This window comes from Aeromonas sp. QDB17 (assembly GCF_027705305.1).
In the GTDB taxonomy this organism is placed as follows: domain Bacteria; phylum Pseudomonadota; class Gammaproteobacteria; order Enterobacterales; family Aeromonadaceae; genus Aeromonas; species Aeromonas caviae.
In genome coordinates, this window is the sequence record NZ_JAPDBP010000007.1 from 165,821 (window position 1) to 181,317 (window position 15,497).

Here is a 15,497-nt window from a genome sequence, read left to right on the forward strand (position 1 = left end):
GTTTCCAACACAACGGGTTGTTCACATTAAAAGCTGGCCGGGGTGTGGGCGCTGACGATGCGGCAGACCTGCCCCGAGGGATTACTGAAACTGTGGGGCTCGCCGGTGTCGATGACATAGCTGTCCCCGGCGCACAGTTCATAGGTCTGGCCGGCCAGGGTCAGCAGCACCGACCCTTCCAGCACGGTGCCCACCTCCTCCCCCTTATGCTTCACCACGCCGCCGGTGTCGGTGCCGGGGGCATAGGTCTCCAGCATGAAGCCGAGCTGGCGCCGATTGTTGCCGTTGTGCACCAGCTTCATGGAGACCCCCTGGCTGCCGAGCTCGATGAGCTGCTCCGCCTTGATCACCACGCTGGGCGTGCTCGCCACCTCCTCTTCGGCGAAGAAGCGCGACAACGGCAGCTCGTAGACGCTCAGCAGCTTTTGCAGGGAGGCCACCGAGGGGCTCACCTTGTTCTGCTCTATCATGCAGATGGCGCCGTGGGTCAGGCCGCTCAGCTCCGCCACCCGGCGCTGGGAGAGCCCGAGCTCCCTGCGGATCCGGGCGAGCCGCTCCCCCATGTTTCTCTCGTGCTCCGCCAGAGGGTTGTCCGTCATGGTCCGCCACCGGACCTCGCCACGGGATTGCTCCATCGCCCACCTCCTTCCATGGTCATTCGAATACCTGGGGCCAACTGGTCAATATAGTGAGTCAGGCACGTCAGCCCCGCTCACTATCCTGCACAACCCAGAGCGTTCATTATTTTGCACACCCTGCGCAATGAAAACCGCTACAATCGCGCTCACAGCCCCATTTCTAGCATGTGACGCCCAGTTCACTCAAATATATTTAACACTTGAAAAACATTTCGGCTCATTTTATGGTCGTTATGTGCTTATTATTCTATACGGCGGTGCCCACATAGACGCGCCACCCAGACCCACTATCGAGGCCCCTTACTTATGTCAGCATCACAATCTGCTCTCTCCCTGATCAAATCCCTGGCCTATGTCGACGGCCGCTGGTGCGAGTCCCTGGGCGGGCGCCGGTTCGAGGTCCTGAACCCGGCCACCGGCCAGGTCATCACCCAGGTGCCCGACATGGACGGGGAGGACACCCGCCTCGCCATCGCGGCCGCCCACGCGGCGCAACCCGCCTGGGCGGCCCTCACCGCCAAGGAGCGCAGCAGCAAACTCTACGCCTGGTTCGAGCGCATCATGGCCAACCAGGAGGAGCTCGCCCGCATCATGACCTGCGAGCAGGGCAAGCCGCTGGCGGAAGCCAAAGGAGAGGTGGCCTACGGCGCCAGCTTCATCCAGTGGTTCGCGGAAGAGGGCAAGCGTGCTTATGGCCGCACCATCCCCGGCTTCTCCGCCGATCGGCGCCTGGCCACCATCAAGCAGCCGGTGGGGGTCGTGGCCGCCATCACTCCCTGGAACTTCCCCATCGCCATGATCACCCGCAAGGCGGGTCCGGCGCTGGCCGCCGGTTGCACCATCGTCATCAAGCCCGCCGCCGAAACGCCCCTCTGCGCCCTGGCGCTGGCGGTACTGGCTGAGCAGGCGGGCATTCCCGCCGGGGTCATCAACATCGTCACCTCCCATCAGGCGAGCGCAGTGGGCAACGAGCTGTGCAGCAACCCCGTGGTGCGCAAGCTCTCCTTCACCGGCTCCACCCGCATCGGCAAACTGCTGATGCGCCAGTGCGCCGACACCATGAAGCGCCTCTCCCTGGAGCTTGGCGGCAACGCCCCCTTCATCGTCTTTGACGACGCCGACCTCGACGCCGCCGTGGCCGGGGCCCTGGCGTCCAAATACCGCAACGCCGGCCAGACCTGCGTCTGCGCCAACCGCATCCTGGTGCAGGCCAGCGTCTATGACGCCTTCGCCGAGAAGCTCGCCGCCGCGGTCAAGGCCTTCAAGGTGGGAGACGGCATGGGCGAGGGCGTCCAGATCGGGCCCCTCATCAACCCGGCCGCCGCCAGCAAGGTGGCCGAGCTGGTGCAGCAATCGGTCGCCGCCGGTGCCCGGGTGCTGGTGGGGGGCGACGCCCACCCCGCCGGTCCCCTCTTCTATCACCCCACCATCCTGACCGGGGTCACCCGGGGCAACCCCATTCTGGACGAGGAGATCTTCGGGCCCGTCGCGCCTCTGGTGCGCTTCGAGACGGAAGCCGAGGCCATTGCGCTTGCCAACGACACCCCCTATGGCCTGGCCGCCTACTTCTATGGCCGCGACATCGCCCGGGTGTGGCGAGTGGCCGAGGGGCTCGAATACGGCATGGTGGGGATCAACGAGGGGATCATCTCCACCGAGCTGGCCCCCTTTGGCGGGATCAAGGAGTCGGGGCTGGGCCGGGAAGGGGCGGCCGAAGGGCTGGAGGAGTACCTGGAGACCAAATACCTCTGCTTTGGCGGCATTCGCTGAGGGAGATGAAAGGGCAATAGCATCGTTAAAACAGATGCGTTATGACACAGACCATCGTTTTTACAGATAGAAAGAGGGGGTCGCCGGTCACGACCGAGCGCCTTGTGGGCCCTGAGGGCACACCCGGGGCCCCCTTTTGCGAACAGGCCGCCCTGCCCGAGGGCAGTTGGCGGCACACATATGGCCAGATGGCACAGGAATAGCGGGGCCCATGCCCCTCAGGGAGGAAAGATGAGTCATTCAAGCAACAACCAGCAGTGGCAGGCCCGCCGCGAAGCGGCCGTGGTCCAGGGGGTCGGCACCCTGTTGCCGGTCTTCATCGACCGGGCGCACAACGCCGAGCTGTGGGACGTGGAGGGCAACCGCTACATCGACTTTGCCTCCGGCATCGCCGTGCTCAACACCGGCCACAACCACCCCAAGGTGGTGGCGGCGGTGCGCGAGCAGCTCGAGAAGTTCAGCCACACCTGCTTCCAGGTCACCCCCTACTCCGGCTATATCGAGCTGGCGGAAAAATTGAATGCCCTGGTGCCCGGCCCCACCCCCAAGCGCACCCTCTTCCTCTCCACCGGCGCCGAGGCGGTGGAGAATGCCATCAAGATCGCCCGCGCCCACACCGGTCGCAGCGGCACCATCGCCTTCAAGGGGGGCTTCCACGGCCGCACCATGATGGGCATGGCCCTCACCGGCAAGGTGGTGCCCTACAAGACCGGTTTCGGCCCCTTCCCGGGGGAGGTCTATCACCTCCCCTTCCCCGCCGACTACCTGGGAGTGAGTGAAGACGATGCCCTGGCCGCGCTGGATCTCTGCTTCAGCGCCGACATCGAACCCACCCGGGTGGCCGCCATCATCATCGAGCCGGTGCAGGGGGAAGGGGGCTTCTACCCCGCCTCTGCCAGCTTCATGCAGCGCCTGCGCCAGGTGTGCGACCAGCACGGCATCCTGCTCATCTGCGACGAGATCCAGACCGGTTTCTGTCGCACCGGCAAGACCTTCGCCACCGAATACAGCGGTGTCGAACCCGACATCATGACCCTCGCCAAGAGCCTGGCCGGCGGCTTCCCGCTCTCTGCCGTGGTGGGCAAGAGCGAGGTGATGAACGCCGCCAAGCCCGGTGGCCTGGGGGGCACCTATGCGGGCTCCCCCATCGCCTGCGCCGCCGCCCTGGCGGTGCTGGAGGTGATCGAGGAGGAGCGTCTGAACCAGAAAGCCCTGGCCCAGGGGGAGCAGATCAAGGCACGCCTGCACCAGCTGGCGACACGGTTTGACTGCATCGGCAACATCCGCGGCCCCGGCGCCATGGTGGCCATGGAGCTGGTGAAGGAGGGGGATGCCGAAAGACCGGACCCGGATCTCACCAAGCGGCTGGTGGCCGAGGCGGGCAAGCGGGGGCTGGTGCTGCTGGCCTGCGGCGTGCGTGGCAACGTGATCCGTTTCCTCGCTCCCCTGACCGCCCCGGCAGCCATCGTCGACGAGGGGCTGGACCTGCTGGAGCAGGCCCTGTCCGCCTCCCTGGCCTGATCCGGAAGACAGCGTTCGCCCACGTGCAAAAAAATGCGTTTTTGCTCCCTTGATATGCTTGTCAAGGGGGCATCACGAATGCACAATGCGCCGCCGTATTCAAGGACCGTCCGCTCATCGGAGCCCGGTTCTTTTTTTGCGCCAAACAAATCCATAACGAGGCCGGAACAGACCGGAAATGATAACGAGGTGGCACGCCATCTCACGACACCCGCTTCTTAGTGAGGAACTCCATGGGGCATATCATCGCTTTCCTGCCGGCCCGCGCCGGTCTGCGCCATCCGTCCGCATCCCGGACTGGCGCCCCCACCGTGCAGGATGACCTCACCGTCAGCCTGATCCCGTCAGCCAGCCTGCGGGGGATCGCCTGATGCACCCGCACCCCGCCGGTCTGAAAAAAAGCCTGAAACTCTGGCACGTGGTCATCATGGGGCTGGCCTATCTCACCCCCATGGCGGTGTTCGACACCTTCGGCATCGTCACCGAGATCACCGAAGGCCATGTGCCGACCGCCTACCTGCTCGCCCTCATCGGCATGCTGTTCACCGCCATGAGCTACGGCCACCTGGTGCGCAAGTTCCCCTCGGCAGGCTCCGCCTACACCTATGCCCAGAAGGTGTTCCACCCCTATGTGGGCTTCATGGTGGGCTGGGTCTCCCTGCTCGACTACATGTTCATGCCCATGATCAACATGCTGCTGGCCAAGATCTACATGGAGGCCCTCTTCCCCGGCGTGGCCCCATGGACCTACATCCTGGCACTGGCCGCCGTCATGACCTTCCTGAACCTGCGGGGCATCAAGCTGGTGGCGAACTTCAACAGCCTGATCGTCATCATGCAGTTCAGCATCATCGCCGTCTTCATCGGCCTCATCGCCTGGGGCGTGAGCCACGGCGAGGGGCTGGGCACGGTGGCGAGCAGCCGCCCCTTCTTCTCCGAGCAGATGCACATCAATCCCCTGCTGACCGGCGCCTCCATCCTCTGCCTGTCGTTCCTCGGGTTTGACGCCATCACCACCCTGTCGGAGGAGACCCCGAACGCGGATCGGGTGATCCCCCGGGCCATCGTGCTCACCGCCCTCATCGGCGGCGTGCTCTTCATCTCGGTCTCCTACTTCCTGCAGCTCTTCTTCCCTGACATCTCCCGCTTCCAGCAGCCGGATGCGGTGCTGCCGGAGATCGCCCTCTATGTGGGCGGCAAGCTGTTCCAGGCGGTGGTGCTGGTCTGCACCACGGTGGCGGTGCTCGCCTCGGGGCTCGCCTCCCACGCCGGGGTGTCGCGCCTGCTCTACGTGATGGGCCGGGATCGCGCCCTGCCGAGCCGCGTCTTCGGCTACATCCACCCCACCTGGCAGACCCCGGCTCTCAACGTGCTGCTGGTGGGCATGCTGGCCCTCTCGGCGGTGGCCTTCGATCTGGAGATGGCGCTGGCGCTCATCAACTTCGGCGCCCTGGTGGCCTTCACCTTCGTCAACCTGGCGGTGATTGCCCACTTCTATCTCAGGCTGGGTCACAACAAGACCCTGAAGGATCACCTGCTGTTCCTCGCCCTGCCCCTGTGCGGCGCCGCCTGCATCGGGGTGCTCTGGCTCAACCTGGAGCCCTCCTCCTTCGAGCTGGGGCTGATCTGGGCCGCCCTCGGTGCCATCTACCTGCTGCTGCGCCTCACCGTGTTCCGGGTCCGCCTCGGCCGCCCCGAGCAGGACGCCTCCTGAGCGAAACCGGCGCCCCCAGGGCGCCGGTTTCACATGGCGGCAAAGCAGGGCCCCAGCTGATGACAAGGTTGTCATCGACTTTCCGGCAGCGGTGGCGAAGTGATCGCTCACGGGGGGAACAAATTCCCCGCTGGCGGCCTTTTTCGCTTGTCTCCTCCCCCCCCTGAGGGCACAATATGGCGCCCCTTGAGAGCCGATGTTTCAACAACATCGGTTCTTTGCTTTTCTGGGGCACACCACCATTCACCAAGAGGCCGGCCATGTGCCGGAATTGATACCCAGATTGCCAAGCAATCTCCCGACGTTGTGAGGAAAAACATGGGGCATTTCACTGCTTTCCTGCCGGTCCCCGCCGGCGTGCGCCACGCATCTGTGCCACAGATGGGCGCCCCCTGTGTCCAGCGACGCGTTCCCGCGTCCCTGATCCCGTCCCATCTCGCCCACGGGGCCTGTGCAGAGGAGAAAGCGTGATGGCCGGTGCCAAGCTGCTCAAGACCCTCACCCTGTTCCAGGTCGTGGTGATGGGTCTGGCTTACCTCACGCCCATGGCGGTATTCGATACCTTCGCCATCGTCGGTGACATCACGGATGGTCGCGTGGCCACCGCCTACCTGCTGGCGCTCGGCGGCATCCTGCTGACCGCGTTCAGCTACGGCCACCTGGTGCGCCGCTTCCCGTCCGCAGGCTCCGCCTACACCTATGCCCAGAAGGTGTTCCACCCCTACGTGGGCTTCATGGTGGGCTGGTCTTCCCTGCTGGACTACATGTTCATGCCGATGATCAACATCCTGCTGGCCAAGATCTACCTGACCGCCATGTTCCCCACCGTGGAGCCCTGGATCTTCATCTTCGGTCTGGTGACCGTGATGACCTTCCTGAACCTGCGCGGCATCAAGCTGGTGGCGAACCTCAACGGCTTCATCGTCTTCATCCAGATCGCCATCATCGTCACCTTCCTCGGCCTCATCGCCTGGGGCCTGAGTCACGGTGAAGGGGCCGGCACCCTGATGAGCAGCCGTCCGTTCCATGTGGAGTCTGCCAGCATGCTGCCGCTGTTTACCGGCGCCACCATCCTCTGCTTCTCGTTCCTGGGCTTCGACGGCCTGAGCTCCCTCTCCGAAGAGACCCCGAATGCCGGCAAGGTGATCCCCCGCGCCATCGTGCTGACGGCCCTCATCGGCGGCATCATCTTCGTCACCGTCTCCTACAGCCTGCAGCTCTTCTTCCCGGATCTGGCCCGCTTCAAGGAGCCGGACGCCGTGCTGCCGGAGATCGCCCTCTACGTGGGTGGCACCCTGTTCCAGAGCGTGGTGCTGGTGTGCACCACCGCGGCCGTGCTCGCCTCCGGCATGGCGGCCCACGCCGGCGTGTCGCGCATCCTCTACGTGATGGGGCGCGATCGCATGATCCCGGAGCGGGTGTTCGGCTATATCCACCCCACCTGGCGCACCCCGGCCATCAACGTGCTGCTGGTGGGGGCCCTGGCCCTCTCCGCGGTCTCCTTCGATCTGGACATGGCCCTGGCCCTGGTGAACTTCGGCGCCCTGGTGGCCTTCACCTTCGTCAACCTCTCGGTGATCGGCCAGTTCTGGGTGCGCGAGAAGCGCAACAAGAGCCTCAAGGAACACCTGCTGTTCCTGGTGCTGCCGCTGCTGGGGGCCGCCACCATCGGCGCCCTCTGGATCAACCTGGAGCAGAGCTCCCTAGAGCTTGGCCTCATCTGGGCGGGGATCGGGGTCACCTACCTCTTCCTGCGCCTCGCCGTGTTCCGCATCCCCTTCCGTCAGTACGAGGAAGCGGCCGACGGCCAGTAAGTCGGCACACACGCCCAAACAGAAGGGGAGCCCATGGCTCCCCTTCTTGCATTCAGACGTCCGGTGCGCGGACCCTCACCCCTGATTGAGCACGGCCGTGGCGGCCGCCTTGACCGGATCCTTGGTCACGGCCTTCACGTTCTTCTCGGTCTGGTTGACTTTCTGCCGGGTCGCCTTCAGCTCCTCGTTGGTCTCCTTGAGGCCGGAGGTCTTCTTGTCCAGCGTGTCCGTGGCGTTTTTCTTCGCCTCTTTCAGTCCCGCCGTCTTCTTGTCCAGCACGTCCGTGGTGTGTTTCTTCACCTCGGCATTGGCCTTCTCCTTCTGCTGGCGCACCAGCTTGTCGGCATCGCAGTTGCCCTTGACCCCCAGGGTGGCGTTCATCGCCTCGTTCCTGACCGCCTTGTCGAGGTTGCACTCGGACTTGAACACGCTGGCCTGCGCACCGGCAGACAGCAGACCCAGGGAGAGGCACAAAACCCATGCACGCATCATCACTTCCTCAGTTTCAAGACAGGAAAGTCCGGCAGCATATAACCCTGGGATCCCAGTGCAAGGGTGGGGGCCGGTGATGAGCCGGATGGCGTCATATCGGCGTTTGCTCCGACACCTTTTGTCTGCGACGCCCCCTGCCGCCCTGTCACCAAAGCATCATAAAAGTGTCACGTTGTCATATTTCTGTCATGGAGCACTGCTGTAATGCGCCCGTCCATTTTCAACGCAGAACGACCCCAAGAGGCCATATGCACAGCACCGCATCTTCCGCACCCCAGCAGATCCGCCGTCCCGGCCCCCTGTTCAACTGGCTCGCGGTGATCACGCTGATCTACCTGATCCTGGTCGCCGTTGGCGCCGTCTCCCACGGCTTCAAGGGCTTCTCCGGCGGCGCCGAGGGCGCGGCCCAGATCTTCGCCTTTGCCAACAACCCCTTCGTCGCGCTGCTGCTCGGCATCCTGGCCACCGCCCTGGTGCAATCCTCCAGTACCGTGACCTCGGTGATCGTCGGCCTGGTGGCGGGCGGCCTGCCCATGAGCATGGCCATCCCTATGGTGATGGGGGCCAACCTCGGTACCACCATCACCAACACCATCGTCTCCCTCGGCCATATCCGTGACAGGGGCGAGTTTCGCCGCGCCTTCGCCGCCGCCACCGTGCACGACTTCTTCAACCTGCTGGCCGTCTTCATCTTCCTGCCGCTGGAATTGATGTTCGGTCTGCTGCAAAAGAGTGCCGAGTGGCTGTCCGGTCTGCTGATGGGCTCCGCCGACATGTCCATGAAGGGCATGGACTTCATGAAGCCCCTCATCTCCCCCTCCCTGGATCTCATCGACAGCGCCGTCGCCTTCCTGCCGGGCAAGGGCCCCGCCATCGCCACCATTCTCATCGGCATTCTGCTGATCCTCGGCTGCGTCACCGCCCTCGGCAAGGTGCTGCAACGGGTCATGGTGGGCCGTGCCAAGGAGCTGCTGCACAAGGCGCTGGGCCGTGGCCCGCTCACCGGCATCGCCTCCGGCACCCTGGTGACCGTCATGGTACAGTCCTCCTCCACCACCACCAGCCTGATGATCCCCCTGGCGGGCGGCGGCGTGTTCAACACCCGTCAGCTCTATCCCTTCACCCTGGGGGCCAACATCGGCACCACCATCACGGCCCTGCTGGCGGCCACCGCCATCAGCGGCGCCGGCGCCCAGCTGGCCTTGACCATCGCCTTCGTGCATGTGCTGTTCAACGTCTTCGCCGTGGCGCTCATCTATGGCGTGCCCTTCCTGCGGGAGCTGCCCATCAAGGCCGCCGAAACCCTGGCCCGGGTCGGCAGCGAGAACAAGCTGCTGGCGCTGGGTTACGTGGCCGGGCTCTTCTTCGCCCTGCCCGCCCTGATGATGGTGGCCGTCAAGTAAATCCGAACCGGGGGCATCATGCCCCCGGTGCCTTGCCCGTCCGGTCACATCCTCCGGCATCCCCCCTCGCCCTCCCTCCCCGGCTGGGATAAGATGCCCCTTCATTGCACTCTGATTTCAAGGAACAGGAAAACCCGATGAAATTCATTCTGATAGCCCTTCTTATCGCCGGCGCCGCCTACTACTTCTACTCCAGCAGCAACAACCGGAAGCTGGCGGAAGAGAACGTGCGCAAGGGGGCCGAGTTCCTCGCCAGCAACCAGGAAAAACCCCTGGTGACCACCACCGCCTCCGGCCTGCAGTACGAAGTGCTGACCCCGGGCACCGGTACCGTTCACCCCACCGCCACCAGCAAGGTGAAGGTGCACTACGAGGGCAAGCTGCTGGACGGCACCGTGTTCGACAGCTCCGTCGCCCGTGGCGAACCCATCGAGTTCGGCCTCAACCAGGTGATCAAGGGTTGGACCGAAGGGGTGCAACTGATGGTGGAAGGGGAGAAGACCCGCTTCTACATCCCCGCCAACCTGGCCTATGGCGATCGCGCCGCCGGCAAGATCCCGCCGGGCTCAGTCCTCATCTTCGACGTGGAGCTGCTGGGCATTCAATAAACCCGTACTGGGCCCGCGTTGATCTTGGCGGTGGCGCTGCGGGGCATCCCGTCAGGGGCCACGTCCGACTGACCCTGATCACAACGCCGGCGCACTGCGCCGGCGTTGTCGTTTCTGCCCCGGTCTCCCTCGCCCTGATGCCAGACTATCAACCAAAAGTGAAGAGTGCTTATCCATAAAGCCTGATTGTTAACCCATTAATAGGGGCAGATAATGACCACATCGTCAGCGGCATGTCGCCCTGGCCTCGGGTTGTCGGTGCGCCGCGCATCGGCACAACGCATATGGAGTCTGTCATGTCTATCGCCCCTGTCTGGTTCATCTCCCACGGCGCCCCGGATCTGGTCCTGCGCGATCAGCCCGCGACCCGGTTCCTGAAGCAACTGCGCCTCGAGGGTGCCAGAGGGCTGGTGGTGATCTCGGCCCACTGGTTCAGCCGAAGCGAGCTGCAGATCAACGTCGAGCCCAGCCCGGCCCTGATGTACGACTTCTACGGCTTCCCCGAGCCCCTCTACCAGATCCGCTGGCCCGCGACGAGCCCGCAATGGTTGCAGGAAGCGGTGAGCGATCAGCTGCTGCTGGCCGGTCTGCCCGCCACCCCGGTGCGCCGCGAGCTGGATCACGGAGTCTGGTCCCCCCTCTCCCTGATGGATCCGGACAGTGAACTCCCCCTGGTGCAGATCGCCATCCCGGCCAGCTTCACCCCGGCCCAGCTGTGGCAACTGGGGGAGGCATTGCAGGGGCTGCGCGAGCAAGGGATCGGCATCCTCGCCTCCGGCGCCATCACCCACAACCTCCGTGCCCTCGGGCCGGACGGCTCGCCGGTTCCCCAGTGGGCAAGCCAGTTTGCCCGCTGGCTGGAGCAGACCATGGCAGAGGGAGACAGGGGAGCGCTGGAAGATTACCGGGCCCGGGCGCCGGGCGCGGTGGAATCCCATCCCCATGACGATCACCTGCGCCCCCTGTTTGTAGCGCTCGGCGCGGCGGGGGCCGACAGACCCCGAAAGCTGCACGACAGCTGGGATTACGGCAGCCTCTACATGGGGGCCTACCAGTTCGGCTGAGGGCGGGGCGGCCAGGCCGCCCTGCTTGCCGTGCTCTCGCCGACGCGCGTGGAGAAATAGCGGACTCGTTATAGCCATTTTCCGGTAGAATGGCCGCCATTGGATAAGGCTTGGCAGGGATGGCTGTCGCGTCGGGTGGCTAGATGAACCTATATCGAACACTGATCCTGCTCTGTCTGCTCTGCCTTCAACCTGTGCAGGCCCTGACCCTGCACAGCCGCTACGATCCCGCCCCGCAGCCTCCCCGCTGGTCGGAGGCGGAGCTCGGATGGCTGCGCCAGCAGTCCCAACTGCGGGTCGGCATCCTGCAAGAGGACTACCGCCCCTTCACCATGATCGCTCGCCAGCGCGTCGAGGGGCTCAGTGCCGACTACATCGATCTGCTGGCCCGGATGCTGGACAAATCCGTTGCCCTGAGCGCCTTCCCCGACAAGGCGCACCTGCTCCGTGCCCTGGCACGGGGGGAGATACACCTCGCCAGCCTCGGCAATCTCACCCTGGCGGACAGTGACACCCGGGCGATCCGCCTGAGCAACCCCTATTTCAGCAGCCCCCTCGTCTTCTCCGTGCCCAGACGTTATCGGGGGGCACTGCTCACACCGGGACAGCGGGTAGCCGCCGTCCGGGATCAGATAGACAGGGCGCGCTTTGGCCGCTACTACCCCACCCTCACCCTGGTGACCTATCCCTCCAACATGGAGGCGTTCGATGCGGTCTTCTTCGGCCGCGACGACATCCTGCTGGGGGATGCCCACGCCACCCACTACCTCAACAGCGAGCGCTTCGACAACCTTCGCCAGCGGGGCGAGGCCCCGCCCGAGCTGGCGCCTGCCGAGTTCCGCTTTGCCGTCCCGGCCACCGAGCCCGCCCTGCTCAGCCTGGTCAACCGGGGGCTGGCGGCCATCGACGACCGGGCGCGCAACACCCTCTTCACCCAGTGGAACGGGCCCATCCGCGACATGAGCGAGCGAAGCGCCGATCTCTATGATGCCGCCGAGCGGGCCTGGATGCGGCAAGCGCCCCCCATCAGGGTGTGGCTGATGGACAACCTCTACCCCTATGGCGCCCTGGATCATGACGGCCAGCTGGTCGGCATGACGGTGGACATGCTGGACAAGATCCGCACACGCACCGGCCTCACCTTCGAGTTCGTGCGGGCAGACTCCGAGCGTCAGCTGGCAAAAGCCATGCAGTCAGGCGCCATCGACCTCATCGGCGCCATCTCCCAGCAGGTGGCCGAACACTACGGGCTGCACACCTCGGTGCCCTATGCCACCGACAACATCTATGTGATCCTCACCCGCCAGGAGGAACAAGGGATCGACACCCTCCGGCGTCTGGGGGGCAAGACGGTGGCGATGACGCACCATGTGCCCCTCGCACAGAGACTGGAGGGCAGCCGCATCACCCAGGTGGAGAGTGCCGCAGAAGCGATGGAGGTGCTCGCCCAGGGACGGGTGGATGCCGCCATCGTGCCCCTCTATTTTGCCCGCCATGCACTGGACAATGATCCCCTGAGCCCGCTGCGCATCGCCGGCCCCGCCGATGACGAGCCGATCCGGATGGGGTTTGCCAGCCTGCCCGGACAGGGGATGCTGATGGGGATCCTCGACAAGACCATCCTCGCCATCCCCCCCAACGAGCTCGCCATGATTAGTTACGAGTGGCGCAACCGCAAACTGCCGGTTCCCGGCTTCATGGATCGCCACGCCCACATCGTCTACCTGGTGTTCGTGGGGCTCCTCACCCTGGCGCTGGTGCTGCTCTATCGCAACCGCATGTTCAAGCGGATGGCCAGCGCCGAGCAGGCTTCCCGCCAGCAACTGGAGGCCTATGTCAGGTTCATCCGGGCACTGGGGGAGAGCCTGCCCCACCCCATCGTCGTGCGGGACAAGAGCGGCAAGGTGCTGCTGTGCAACAGCAAATACCTGACCCAGCTCGGCGCCGAGCCAAAAGCCATCCTGGGTCAGCCCTTCGCCCAGGGGCTGTCAGGGGTGCTCGATGCAGGCAGCATCGCCGTGCTGGAGCAGGACTTTGCCAGGGTATTGCAGGAGGGGCAGCCCATCTTTGCGGATCGCCTCTTCCATCACAGGGGGACCCAGAGCGACATCTATCACTGGATGGTGCCCTATTTCGACGGGGAGGGGGCCATCAGCGGGGTGATCGACGGCTGGATAGACATCACGGACCGCAAGCGGCTGGAAGAGGCGCTGCGCGAGGCCAAACAGCAGGCCGACAGCGCCAGCCGAGCCAAGAGCGACTTCCTCGCCACCATGAGCCACGAGATCCGCACCCCCATGAACGCCATCCTCGGCATGCTGGAGCTGGCCACCGAGGATCCCGCTCTCAGCCGTCACAGCGGCGAGCTGCTGCGCATCGCCGCCGACTCCGCCAACGGTCTGCTGGATCTGCTGGGGGACAGCCTGGATATCGCCTCCATAGAGGCGGGCCAGATGACCCTGACTCCCACCCCCTGCGATCTCGCTCCCCTGCTCTCGTCCGTCACCCGGGTCTTTGCGGGCATGGCCGAGCAGAAGGGGCTGCTCTATGAGGTCAGGCTGCCCGACACCCCCATGCCAAGGGTGCTGATCGATCCCCTTCGCCTGCGCCAGATCCTCTTCAATCTCATCGGCAACGCCATCAAGTTCACCGAGCAGGGCCGGGTCGCCATCACCGCCACCCTGACCGGGGGCGAGCAGCCTCCTGTGCTGCACCTCACCATCACCGACACTGGAGCCGGCATTCCTGCGGACAAGCTGCCCCGGCTCTTCACCCCCTTCTATCGCGCCCACGGCCAGGGCCAGTTCCCCGGCAGCGGGCTGGGCCTCAACATCGCCCGCATCCTGTGCCAGATGATGGGGGGGGAGATAGCCGTTCACAGCTAGGTCGGCGAAGGTACCCGGCTCGAGATAAGGCTGCCCCTCACGCTCGCTCAGCAACCCCCCGCCCCGATCACGGCAATGCCGGCGCCCCAGCCCCACCAGGCTCAACCCCTCCCCCATCGGCTGCATATCCTGGTGGTCGATGACAATCACGCCAACCAGATCCTGCTGCGCCAGCAGCTCAAGCACCTGGGACACGACGTCAGTGTGCGCAGCAATGGCCTGGAGGCCCTGCGCGCCCTCGCCAGCCACCCCTTCGATCTGGTCATCACCCATTGCCAGATGCCGGTGATGGACGGCTTCGAGCTGACCCGCAGCCTGCGTGCCCTTGGCCATGGCCTGCCCGTCTGGGGCTTCACCGCCCATGCCCAGCCTCGCGAGCGGGAGCTTTGCCTCGCCGCCGGCATGAACGACTGCCTGTTCAAGCCCATCGGCCTCGCCCGTCTGCGCGCGGCGCTGGCCACTCTGGGGCCAGCGCCCTGAATACCGCCAGCCCTTCCTCCCGTCATGTCGCACGGGCGCGGCTGAGAGTGCGACTGAGAGTGCGACTGAGAGTGCGGCATAAAGGGTCGCCCACAGAAACAAGAGACAAGAGACAACGTGGACCAGCCATGGATACAAGGCCGGTGGCGGTTCGAGCCCCATAAAAAAACCGACACCAGGGTGTCGGTTTTTTTATATCGGGAGGTGCGCCCAGCCTTCCTGTCACGCCAGTCTGGCGCCGGGTGAAGCGGGCGTCACGGGGAGGATCAGTAGAAGATCCGCTCCCCTCGCTCGCTCATCTTGAGCCAGACCGGTTTGGTGCTGGTCTTGCTCCAGATGCGGTGCAGGTAGCTGTAGAAACGGGCGCGATCCCGGCAAAACAGCATCACCGGGAAGGCGAGCAGACCCGCCATCAGGACGAAGATGCGGCGAAGGATTATCTGAGTCAGGGAGAAGGGATGAAACATGATGTAACGCCTCACTGGTAAGACCACTGAACAAAGATTACGCCAATCATTGTAGGATTACTACACCGACTGCGCCATTTTTTGATAAAAAATGGGGCTAAAAGCCTAAAAATGAAACCGGGTTACATTCTTTAACTAAAAAACAACAAAGGTGGCAAAACGCGGCCCCTGTTCCAGAGTTAACGAGGACTGGAACAGAACGGGGGAACACAGGATGAAACTTGCAGATGCGGCGCTGCTGGGGGCATTGGGCGTGCTCGCCTGGAGCCAGTGGCAGGAGTGGCGGCTCAATCGTGACGATGCCATCGACATCCCCTATCACGGGGTCCCCACCGCCAGCCTGTGGCAATGCGGTTTGCTGATAAAGGAGATGGCCGCACTGGCAGAACAGGGGGGCGAAGAGAGGTCCGGATCCAGGGGCGAGGCATTGGCCGAGATGGATCAGCATCTGCACAAGACGTGGCAACGGGAGGGTTGTTCACGGCTGACTGACATGCAATGAAGCATCATCTTGGGCCGCCATGGCGGATGGACAACGTCAATGACGTGGAAAACAGGGAGAAGATGGAGGCACGTTCCGGAGTCGAACCGGACTAAACGGATTTGCAATCCGCTGCATAACCGCTTTGCTAACGCGCCAT

General features: G+C 64.4%; 14 protein-coding genes and 1 tRNA gene. 11 read left to right on the top strand and 4 right to left on the bottom strand.

The window, feature by feature from the left end; translation table 11 throughout:
- Positions 1-26: 26 nt before the first annotated feature.
- Positions 27-635 carry an HTH-type transcriptional regulator PuuR gene (gene puuR, locus OKC41_RS08435; RefSeq protein WP_270671885.1) on the bottom strand — a complete coding sequence of 203 codons (609 nt, stop codon included), beginning with the start codon at positions 633-635 and terminating at the stop codon, positions 27-29.
- 309 nt (positions 636-944) lie between these two features.
- Here puuR and OKC41_RS08440 point away from each other — a divergent pair, with 309 nt between their 5' ends.
- The 5 genes from OKC41_RS08440 to OKC41_RS08460 all read left to right on the top strand — a co-directional run bounded on the left by OKC41_RS08440 (position 945) and on the right by OKC41_RS08460 (position 7,457).
- Positions 945-2,408, top strand: coding sequence for an NAD-dependent succinate-semialdehyde dehydrogenase (locus tag OKC41_RS08440; RefSeq protein ID WP_160837898.1), 1,464 nt, complete (start codon positions 945-947; stop codon positions 2,406-2,408).
- Between the two features lie 231 nt (positions 2,409-2,639).
- Entirely contained in the window at positions 2,640-3,929 is a 1,290-nt protein-coding gene (gabT, locus tag OKC41_RS08445; RefSeq protein ID WP_039039330.1) for a 4-aminobutyrate--2-oxoglutarate transaminase, read from the top strand.
- Positions 3,930-4,162: 233 nt separating this feature from the next.
- Positions 4,163-4,300, top strand: a complete 138-nt coding sequence (locus tag OKC41_RS08450; RefSeq protein ID WP_164882979.1) for a hypothetical protein — start codon at positions 4,163-4,165, stop codon at positions 4,298-4,300.
- On the top strand, positions 4,300-5,643 hold the full coding sequence (locus tag OKC41_RS08455; RefSeq protein ID WP_270671886.1) for an APC family permease: 1,344 nt from the start codon (positions 4,300-4,302) through the stop codon (positions 5,641-5,643). Before OKC41_RS08450 ends, OKC41_RS08455 begins: the two co-directional genes overlap by 1 nt.
- A 470-nt stretch (positions 5,644-6,113) precedes the next feature.
- Complete coding sequence (locus OKC41_RS08460; RefSeq protein ID WP_039039328.1) at positions 6,114-7,457, top strand: APC family permease; 1,344 nt, start codon at positions 6,114-6,116, stop codon at positions 7,455-7,457.
- 75 nt (positions 7,458-7,532) lie between these two features.
- Here OKC41_RS08460 and OKC41_RS08465 read toward each other — a convergent pair whose 3' ends face one another.
- Positions 7,533-7,946 carry a hypothetical protein gene (locus OKC41_RS08465; protein WP_128314149.1) on the bottom strand — a complete coding sequence of 138 codons (414 nt, stop codon included), beginning with the start codon at positions 7,944-7,946 and terminating at the stop codon, positions 7,533-7,535.
- A 251-nt stretch (positions 7,947-8,197) separates the two neighbouring features.
- Here OKC41_RS08465 and OKC41_RS08470 point away from each other — a divergent pair, with 251 nt between their 5' ends.
- The 5 genes from OKC41_RS08470 (at position 8,198) to OKC41_RS08490 (ending at position 14,389) form a co-directional block, all read left to right on the top strand.
- Positions 8,198-9,352, top strand: coding sequence for a Na/Pi symporter (locus OKC41_RS08470; RefSeq protein ID WP_201893449.1), 1,155 nt, complete (start codon positions 8,198-8,200; stop codon positions 9,350-9,352).
- Between the two features lie 137 nt (positions 9,353-9,489).
- On the top strand, positions 9,490-9,960 hold the full coding sequence (locus tag OKC41_RS08475; RefSeq protein ID WP_010673545.1) for an FKBP-type peptidyl-prolyl cis-trans isomerase: 471 nt from the start codon (positions 9,490-9,492) through the stop codon (positions 9,958-9,960).
- Between the two features lie 296 nt (positions 9,961-10,256).
- Positions 10,257-11,024: a class III extradiol ring-cleavage dioxygenase gene (locus tag OKC41_RS08480; protein WP_041213317.1), complete on the top strand. Its 768-nt coding sequence runs from the start codon at positions 10,257-10,259 to the stop codon at positions 11,022-11,024.
- A gap of 143 nt (positions 11,025-11,167) precedes the next feature.
- A complete protein-coding gene (locus OKC41_RS08485) occupies positions 11,168-13,909 on the top strand; it encodes a transporter substrate-binding domain-containing protein (RefSeq protein ID WP_270671887.1) in 2,742 nt (913 codons plus the stop codon).
- 75 nt (positions 13,910-13,984) lie between these two features.
- Positions 13,985-14,389, top strand: coding sequence for a response regulator (locus OKC41_RS08490; RefSeq protein WP_270671888.1), 405 nt, complete (start codon positions 13,985-13,987; stop codon positions 14,387-14,389).
- A gap of 266 nt (positions 14,390-14,655) precedes the next feature.
- On the opposite strand, the gene OKC41_RS08495 is transcribed toward OKC41_RS08490, so the two are convergent.
- Complete coding sequence (locus tag OKC41_RS08495) at positions 14,656-14,856, bottom strand: YbfA family protein (RefSeq protein ID WP_270671889.1); 201 nt, start codon at positions 14,854-14,856, stop codon at positions 14,656-14,658.
- 214 nt (positions 14,857-15,070) lie between these two features.
- Between OKC41_RS08495 and OKC41_RS08500 the strand changes: the two genes are divergently transcribed.
- A complete protein-coding gene (locus tag OKC41_RS08500) occupies positions 15,071-15,358 on the top strand; it encodes a hypothetical protein (protein ID WP_010673542.1) in 288 nt (95 codons plus the stop codon).
- A 63-nt stretch (positions 15,359-15,421) separates the two neighbouring features.
- Here OKC41_RS08500 and OKC41_RS08505 read toward each other — a convergent pair.
- Positions 15,422-15,495: transfer RNA gene (locus OKC41_RS08505), tRNA-Cys, on the bottom strand.
- Positions 15,496-15,497: the final 2 nt, after the last annotated feature.